This is a genomic window from Streptomyces aculeolatus (assembly GCF_020400605.1).
GTDB lineage: Bacteria > Actinomycetota > Actinomycetes > Streptomycetales > Streptomycetaceae > Streptomyces > Streptomyces aculeolatus.
Map to the genome: position 1 here is coordinate 1 of NZ_JAINRD010000054.1, position 8,356 is coordinate 8,356.

Annotated in this window: 1 protein-coding gene; it reads right to left on the minus strand. The window is 73.2% G+C overall.

Going from position 1 to position 8,356, the window contains the following annotated elements; all coding sequences use genetic code 11:
* On the minus strand, positions 1–8,356 hold an 8,356-nt coding region (locus LG396_RS38580), incomplete at both ends, for a type I polyketide synthase (protein ID WP_225798277.1).

The window sequence follows — 8,356 nt, forward strand, 5'->3', positions numbered from 1 at the left end:
CTGCTCCCAGTAGCCCCAGGCGAGGCTGGTCGTGGGGAGCCCCTGCCGGGTGCGGTGGTGGGCGAGGGCGTCCACGTACGTGTTGGCCGCGGCGTAGTTCGCCTGGCCGGGGTTGCCCAGCGTGCCGGCGGCCGACGAGTAGAGGACGAAGTGGGCGAGGTCCAGGTGCTTGGTGGCCTGGTGGAGGTGGTACGCGGCGTCCACCTTCGGCGCCAGCACCGGGTGCAACTCGTCGGGAGTGAGCTTGGCGAGAGTGGCGTCGTTCAGGGCCCCGGCGGTGTGGATGACGGCGGTGAGGGGGTGGTCGCCGTCGACGGAGTCGATCAGGGCGGTGACCTGGTCCGCGTCGGTGGTGTCGCATGCGGTGACAGTGACCTGCGCGCCGAGTGCGGTGAGTTCGTCGGTGAGCGCGGGGGCGTTCGGGTGGTCCGGGCCGCTGCGTGAGGCCAGAAGAAGGTGGCGTACGCCGTGCTCGGTGATCAGGTGGCGGGCCGTCAGGCTCGCCAGGCCGCCGGTGCCGCCGGTGATCAGGACGGTGCCCCCGGGGTCGAGGGGCCGGGCGGCGGCGTCGGTGGCGGTGGACCGCGTCAGGCGCGGGGTGAGCACCCGGCCGTCGCGCAGGGCGAGTTGGGGTCCGCCGGTGGCCAGGGCCTCGGCGAGCTGCGGGATGTCGGCCGCGTTGCCCCTGATGCCGGCGGCGTCGGTGTCGATGAGGCGGATGCGGTCGGGCTGTTCGTTCTGGGCGGTACGGACCAGGCCCCACAGCGGCGCGTGCGCCAGGTGCACGTCCTCGGCCGCGTCGGTGGCGACGGCTCGGTGGGTGAGGACGACGAGCTGCCGGTCGCTCTGGTCGTTGTGGGCCAGCCAGTTCTGTACGTGAGTCAGCAGCGCCTCGGTCGCCACGTGCGCCGCGGCCGGGGTGTCCTCGGCGGCCGGTACGGCGACGTACACGTCGACCTGGTCGAGATCCACCTGCTCCACCGGCTCGGCGGGGGCCGGGTTCCACGCCACGTGGAAGAGGCTGTTGCGCGTCGCGGCTCCCGTACGGGCGCTGCCGGTCAGCGCACCGGGGTCGATGGGGCGGGTGTTGAGGGCGGTGATGGTGGCGACGGGGGCGCCGGTGGGGTCCCAGGCGTGGAGGGTGAGGTCGTGGCCGTGTTCGCCTGCGGGTACGAGGGTGGTGCGGAGGTGGGTGGCGCCGGTGGCGTGGACGGACACACCGCTCCACGCGAACGGCAGCCGAAGCTCCTGCGCGGCGTCACGGTCCTCGTCAAGACTGCGGGTGGCGAGAGGGTGGAGGGTGGCGTCGAGCAGCGCGGGGTGGATGGTGTGGCCCGCGGTGTCGGCGTCCTCGGCGAGGCCGATCTCGGCGTGGAGGCTGCCATCGGGGTGCGCCCAGGCGGCGGTCACGCCCTGGAACGCGGGCCCGTACTCGTAGCCGGCAGCCGCCATCCGGGCGTAGAGGCCGGTGGTGTCGAGCCGCTGTGCACCGGTGGGCGGCCACTGGGTGAGCGGCTGGGCCGCCTCCACCGGTTCGGCGGTCAGGGTGCCGGTGGCGTGGCACGTCCACGGCTCGGGATCGGCGTCGTCGGTGTGCGGCCGGGAATGGATGGTGACCTGCCGGCGGCCGGGACCGCCGTCCTCGGCGCCCGCGTCGGGGCTCGTGGTGACCTGGAGGTCGCGGGCGGCCTCGTTCAGGAGCAGGGGCGCCTGGAGGGTCAGCTCTTCGAGGTGGGTGGCGCCGGTGTGGTCGCCTGCGTGCAGGGCGAGGTCCACGAGGGCGGTGCCGGGCAGCAGGACCGTACCCGCAACAGCATGGTCGGCGAGCCAGGGGTGGGTGCCCAGGCTGACCCGGCCGGTGAACACGGTGGTCGCGTACGCGCCCTGCGTGCTGTCGCCCGAGTCCTCGTTGCCGTCGGCGAGCTGCACGGCGGCGCTGAGGAGCGCGTGGGCGCTGCTGATCTGACCGAGGTCGGTGGCACTGGTGAGCTGCGCCGCGGACTGGATCCAGTAGCTGTCGCGCTGGAAGGGGTAGGTGGGCAGCTCGGGCAACTCGTCGTCGGAGAGGCCGGCGGCGGGGAGGTGGGGGGTGAGGTCGATGGGGTGGTGGTGGGTGTGGAGGGTGGTGAGTGCGGTGAGGAAGCGGGTTTGGGTGCCGTTGTTGCGGATGAGGGTGGCGTGGTGGCGGGCGGGGGTGGCGTGCTGTTCGAAGGTGTCGGCCAGGGCGGCGGTCATGACGGGGTGGGGGCTGGACTCGATCAGCGTGTAGTGGCCGTCGTCGAGGAGTTGTTCGAGGGTGGTGTGGAAGTGGACGGGGTGGCGGAGGTTGTCGAACCAGTACTCCGCGTCCAGCAGCCGGTCTTCCGCGAGGAGGGTGCCGGTGTGGGTGGAGTAGAACGGGATGCTGGGAGCCACGGGCTTGATGGCGGCGCGCTGGGTCAGGTCGCCGAGGATCGTGTCGCGCAGGTCTTCGACGTGCGGGGTGTGTGAGGCGTAGTCGACGGGGATCAGCCGGGCGCGGACTTCGCGCTCCTGGTACGTGTTGACCAGGTCGGTGAGGGGCTGTGTTTCCCCGGCGAGGATGGTGGTGTGCGGTCCGTTGACCGCGGCCACGTAGACGCCCTCGGGCAGGTCGCCCAACTCGTCCTGCGGCAGGGGGAAGGAGGCCATGGTGCCGGTGCCGGCGAGGCGGGTGATGGCTTGCGCCCGCAGCGCCACCACGGCGACAGCGTCAGGCAGCGTCAGCGCGCCGGCGATGTACGCGGCGGCGATCTCGCCCTGGGAGTGGCCGATGACCGCGTCGGGCTCCACGCCGTGGTGGCGCAAAAGCTGGGCGATGCCCGTCATGACGGCGAACAGTGCGGGCTGCACGACGTCAACACGGTCGAGCGCGTTCTCGTCTTCGCTGGCGAGGACTTCGAGGAGGTCCCAGTCGCACCACCGTGACAACTCGTCCCGGCACGCTGCCAGGTGTGCCGCGAAGGCCGGTTCCTGGGCGGCGAGTTCGTAGCCCATACGGGTCCACTGCGACCCCTGGCCAGGGAACACGAACGCGGTCTTCCCGGCAGACACCGATCCCGGGCCCGTGACCAGCGCCGCGTGCGCGGCACCTGTGGCCAGCGCAGTCAGGGCCTCCACCAGTTCGTCCCGGTCGGCCGTGACGACGCCTGCACGGTGCTCCATCTTCGCCCGACCGGACCACAACCGCGCGGCCAGCGGACCCACTTCGGTCTCCGGGTGCTGCTCCACATACCCCGCGAGCTGCTCGGCAGCCTGCGCCAGCGCTCCCGCCGTACGTGCGGAAACCACCACCGGCACCGCGGCGTCGGAGCCGGGCACGTCCCCGTCCGCAACCTCGCCCGACGCAGGCCGGGCCGAGGCTGCTTCCAGGATCAGGTGCGCGTTGGTGCCGCTCATGCCGAACGACGACACCGCCGCACGCCGCGGCCGGCCCGTCTCCGGCCACTCCCGCGTCTCCGTCAGCAGCGACACGTGGCCGGTGTCCCACTCCACGTGGGTCGAGGGCCGATCCACGTTCAGGGTCTGCGGGAGCCGGCCGTGCCGCAGGGCCTCGACCATCTTGATGACGCCCGCAACCCCGGAAGCGGCCTGCGTGTGGCCGATGTTGGACTTGATGGAGCCCAGCCACAGGGGCTGCTCCTCGGTGTGCGCCTGGCCGTAGGTGGCGAGGAGCGCCTGCGCCTCGATGGGGTCGCCCAGCGTCGTACCCGTGCCGTGCGCCTCGACCACGTCGATCTGCTCCGCGGTCAGGCCCGAGTTGGCCAGCGCCTGTTCGATGACCCGCTGCTGCGACGGGCCGTTGGGCGCGGTCAGGCCGTTGGACGCGCCGTCCTGGTTGATCGCGGAACCCATCAGCACCGCCAGGACCCGGTGTCCGTTGCGCTCCGCGTCCGAGAGCCGTTCGAGCAGCAGGAGGCCCGCGCCCTCGCCCCAGCCGGTGCCGTCCGCGGCATCCGCGAAGGGCTTGCAGCGGCCGTCGGCGGCCAGGCCGCGCTGGCGGGAGAAGACCTGGAAGGTGCCGGGGGTGGCCATGATGGTGGCGCCGCCGGCGAGGGCGAGGTCGCACTCGCCGTTGCGCAGCGCCTGCATGGCCAGGTGCAGGGCCACCAGGGACGACGAGCACGCCGTGTCCACCGTCATCGCCGGGCCTTCGAGCCCGAAGGTGTACGCGATCCGGCCGGACGCCACGCTGCCCGAGCTGCCGGTGGCGATGTAGCCCTCCAGCCCCTCCGGGTTCTGGTGCAGCCGCAGCAGGTAGTCCTGGGAGATGACGCCCGCGAACACACCGGTGTTGCTGCCGTGGAGCGCCGCGGGGTCGATGCCGGCCCGCTCGAACGCCTCCCACGAGGTCTCCAGCAGCAGCCGCTGCTGCGGGTCCGTGGACAGCGCCTCACGCGGGTTCATGTGGAAGAAGTCCGCGTCGAACAGGTCGGCGTCGTGCAGGAACGCCCCGTGCCGGGTGTAGACCTTGCCCGTCGCGTCGGGGTCCGGGTCGTACAGGTTCTCCAGGTCCCAGCCGCGGTTGGTCGGCAGGTCGCCGATGGCGTCGCGACCGGTGCTGACGAGGTCCCAGAGCGCCTGCGAGTCGCGTACGCCGCCGGGATAGCGGCAGGCCATCGAGACGATCGCGATGGGGTCGTCGGTGACGGCGACGGCGGTGCCGGCACGGCTCCTGGCCCGGGAGGTGAGCGACCCGGTGTCCAGGAACTGGCCGAGGAGGTGGCGGGTCAGCCCCTGGGGGGTCGGGTGGTCGAAGATCAGGGTCGCGGGAAGGCGCAGCGCGGTCGCGTTCGTGAGGCGGTTGCGCAGTTCGACGGCGGTGAGGGAGTCGAAGCCCAGCTCCTTGAACGGGCGCTGCGCGTCGATCGCGTCGCCGGTGCCGTGGCCGAGGACCGCGGCGACGTTGCTGCGGACCAGGTCCAGCAGACGGCGCTCCTGCTCGGCCTCGGGGAGCGCGGCGAGCTGCTCGGCGAGCGCGTTGCCGTCGCCCGCCGCCGAGGTGGCGGCGACACGGCGGGACGGCCGGGGGACGACGTCGCGCAGCAGCGCCGGGAGACGGGGGGCACTGCGCAGGGCGGGGGGGTTGAGCGGAAGGCAGAGCTGGTACGCCTCGGGGCCGGCGAGGGCCGCGTCGAACAGGCGGAAGGCGTGGTCGGCTTCGAGCGGGGTGGTGCCGTGAGTGACGTTGCGGACCTCGTTGTCGCTGAGGTGACCGGTGAGTCCGCTGGCCTGCTTCCAGTAGCCCCAGGCGAGGCTGGTGGTGGGCAGGCCCTGCCGGGTGCGGTGGTGGGCGAGGGCGTCCAGGTAGGCGTTGGCGGCGGCGTAGTTGGCCTGGCCGGGGTTGCCCAGGGTGCCGGCGGCGGAGGAGTACACGACGAAGTGCGCCAGGGGCAGGTGCCGCGTCGCCTCGTGCAGGTGGTGGGCGGCGTCGACCTTCGGGTCGAGGACCGGGTGCAGGTTCTCGGGGGTGAGCTGCGTGAGGACGGTGTCGTTCAGGGCGCCCGCGGTGTGGATGACTGCCGTGAGCGGGTGGTGTTCGTCGATGGAGTCGACGAGGGCGTGTACGGCGTCGGGGTCGGTGACGTCGCAGGCGGTGACGGTGATCTCGGCGCCGAGCGCTTCGAGTTCTTCGCTGAGCGTTGCGGCGTCCGGGTGGTCGGGGCCGCTGCGGGAGGCGAGGAGGAGGTGGCGTACGCCGTGTTCGGTGATCAGGTGGCGGGCCGTCAGGCCGGCGAGGACGCCGGTGCCGCCGGTGATCAGGACCGTACCGTCCGGGTCGAGCGCCCGCGGAAGGGTCAGGACCAGCTTGCCCGTGTGCCGGGCCTGGCTGAGATGGCGGAGAGCCTGCGGGGTGTGCCGTACGTCGAACGCGGCCGTGGGCAGCGGGGTGAGGTGGCCTTCGGCGAACAGCTCGGTCAGGTGGGCCAGGATCTGCTGGATGCGGTCCGGGCCGGCCTCGATGAGGTCGAAGTTCCGGTACTGGACCTGGTGCTCCGCCTGCACGGTGTCGGCGTCGCGGACGTCCGTCTTGCCCATCTCGATGAACCGGCCGCCGGGACGCGCAAGGCGCAGGGAGGCGTCGGTGAACTCGTGGGCGAGGGCGTTGAGGACGACGTCGACGCCCTGGTCGGGGCCGTGGGTGCGGAAGTGCTCCTCGAAGTCCAGGCTCCGGCTGGACGCGATGTGCGCGTCGTCGAGCCCTTGGGCGTAGAGCAGGTGGTGCTTGCCGGGGCTGGCGGTCGCGTAGACCTCGGCGCCGAAGTGGCGGGCGAGTTGGAGCGCGGCGGAGCCGACGCCGCCGGTCGCGGCGTGCAGGAGCAGTGACTCGCCGGCCTCCAGCCGGCCCAGGTCCTTCAGCGCGTAGTACGCGGTGAGGAACGCCACCGGAATGCCCGCCGCCTGGGTGGACCCCCACTGCTCGGGCACGGTGGTCAGCAGGCGGTGGTCGGTGACGGCGTGGGAGCCCGCGCCGTCGATCATCACGCCCATCACCCGGTCGCCCACGGCGAAGTCGGTGACGTCGTCGGCGACGCCGGTGACGACGCCCGCGCCCTCGCTGCCGAGGGGGGCGTCGCCGGGGTACATGCCCAGGGCGATGAGCGTGTCGCGGAAGTTGAGGCCGATCGCGTGCAGTCGTACGCGCACCTGTCCGCCGGCCAGCGGCCCGTCCCACTCCGGCATCGGCCGGCAGGTGACCGCCTCCAGCGTGCCGTCGCCCCCGCTGGCCAGCTTCCAGGTGCTCTCCGGCATCGCGAGCGCCCCGCCGGCGCCGGTCGCGCGCACCAGGCGCGCGACGAGGAACTGCCCGTGGCGGAGGGCGAGCTGCGGCTCGCCCTCGGCGAGGGCGGCGGCGAGCTGCGGTACGTCGGTGACCGCCGCCGCGTCCACCTCGGTGTCGGTGTCGACGAGGTGGATGCGGGCGGGCTGTTCGTTCTGGGCGGTACGGACCAGGCCCCACAGCGGCGCGTGCGCCAGGTGCACGTCCTCGGCCGGGCCGGTGGCGACGGCGCGGTGGGTGAGGACGACGAGGCGGCGGTCCGTCTCGTCGTTGTCGGCCAGCCAGCCCTGGAGGTGGGTGAGCAGCGCTTCGGTCGCGGCATGGGCCGCGGCCGGAGTGTCCTCCGCGGGCCGGGGGGCGACGTAGAGGTCCACCAGGTCCGGATCGATGCGGTCGGAGTCGTCCTGCCGAGGCTGCGGCGGGGTCCAGGCGAGCTGGAAGAGGCTGTTGCGGGTCGCGGCACCGGCGTCGGCACCGCCGCTGGTCAGTGCGGTGGCGTCGATGGGGCGGGTGTTGAGGGCGGTGATGGTGGCGACGGGGGCGCCGGTGGGGTCCCAGGCGTGGAGGGTGAGGTCGTGGCTGTGTTCGCCGGTGGGTACGAGGGTCGCGCGGAGCCGGGTGGCGCCGGTGGCGTGGACGGACACACCGCTCCACGCGAACGGCAGCCGCAGCTCCTGCGCCTCGTCCTTCGCGGCGCCGCCCTTGGCGAGCGCGCGGAGGGCCAGCGGGTGGAGGGCGGCGTCGAGCAGGGCCGGGTGGACGGTGTGCCCGTCGGCGTCCGTGTCCCCGGGAAGGGCGACCTCGGCGTGGAGGGTGCCGTCGGGCTGCGACCAGGCGGCGGTCACGCCGCGGAAGGCGGGCCCGTACCCGTACCCGGCCGCAGCCATCTTCGGGTACAGCTCGGAGACGTCGAGGGCCTGCGCCCCGGCGGGCGGCCACTGGCCCAACGACTCGGCCGCCGCGGCCGGTTCCGCGGTGAGCGTGCCGGTGGCGTGGCACGTCCAGGACTCGGGCCCGGCCTCGTCGTCGGTGTGGGGACGGGAGTGGATCGTGACCTGCCGACCGCCCTGGCCGTCGGGGAGCGGCGCGGTGGTGACCTGGAGGTCGCGGGCGCCGGCCTCTTCGAGCGTCAGCGGGGCGTGGAGGGTCAGCTCTTCGAGGTGGGTGGCGCCGGTGTGGTCGCCGGTGTGCAGGGCGAGGTCCACGAGGGCGGTGCCGGGCAGCAGGACCGTACCCGCAACCGCATGGTCGGCGAGCCAGGGGTGCGTGGCCAGGCTGAGGCGGCCGGTGAACACCATCGTGCTGGCACCGGTCTCCGCCGCACCGGTGGTGTCGGCGAGTTGGACGGCGGCGCTGAGGAGGGGGTGCGTGGTGCTGCTCAGGCCGAGGTCGGTGGCGCTGGTCAGCTGGGCCGGGGCGTCCAGCCAGTAGGGCTGGTGCTGGAACGGGTAGGTGGGCAGCCCGTGCAGCAGCTCGACGGACTCGTCGACAGGCGGGAGGTGGGGGGTGAGGTCGATGGGGTGGTGGTGGGTGTGGAGGGTGGTGAGTGCGGTGAGA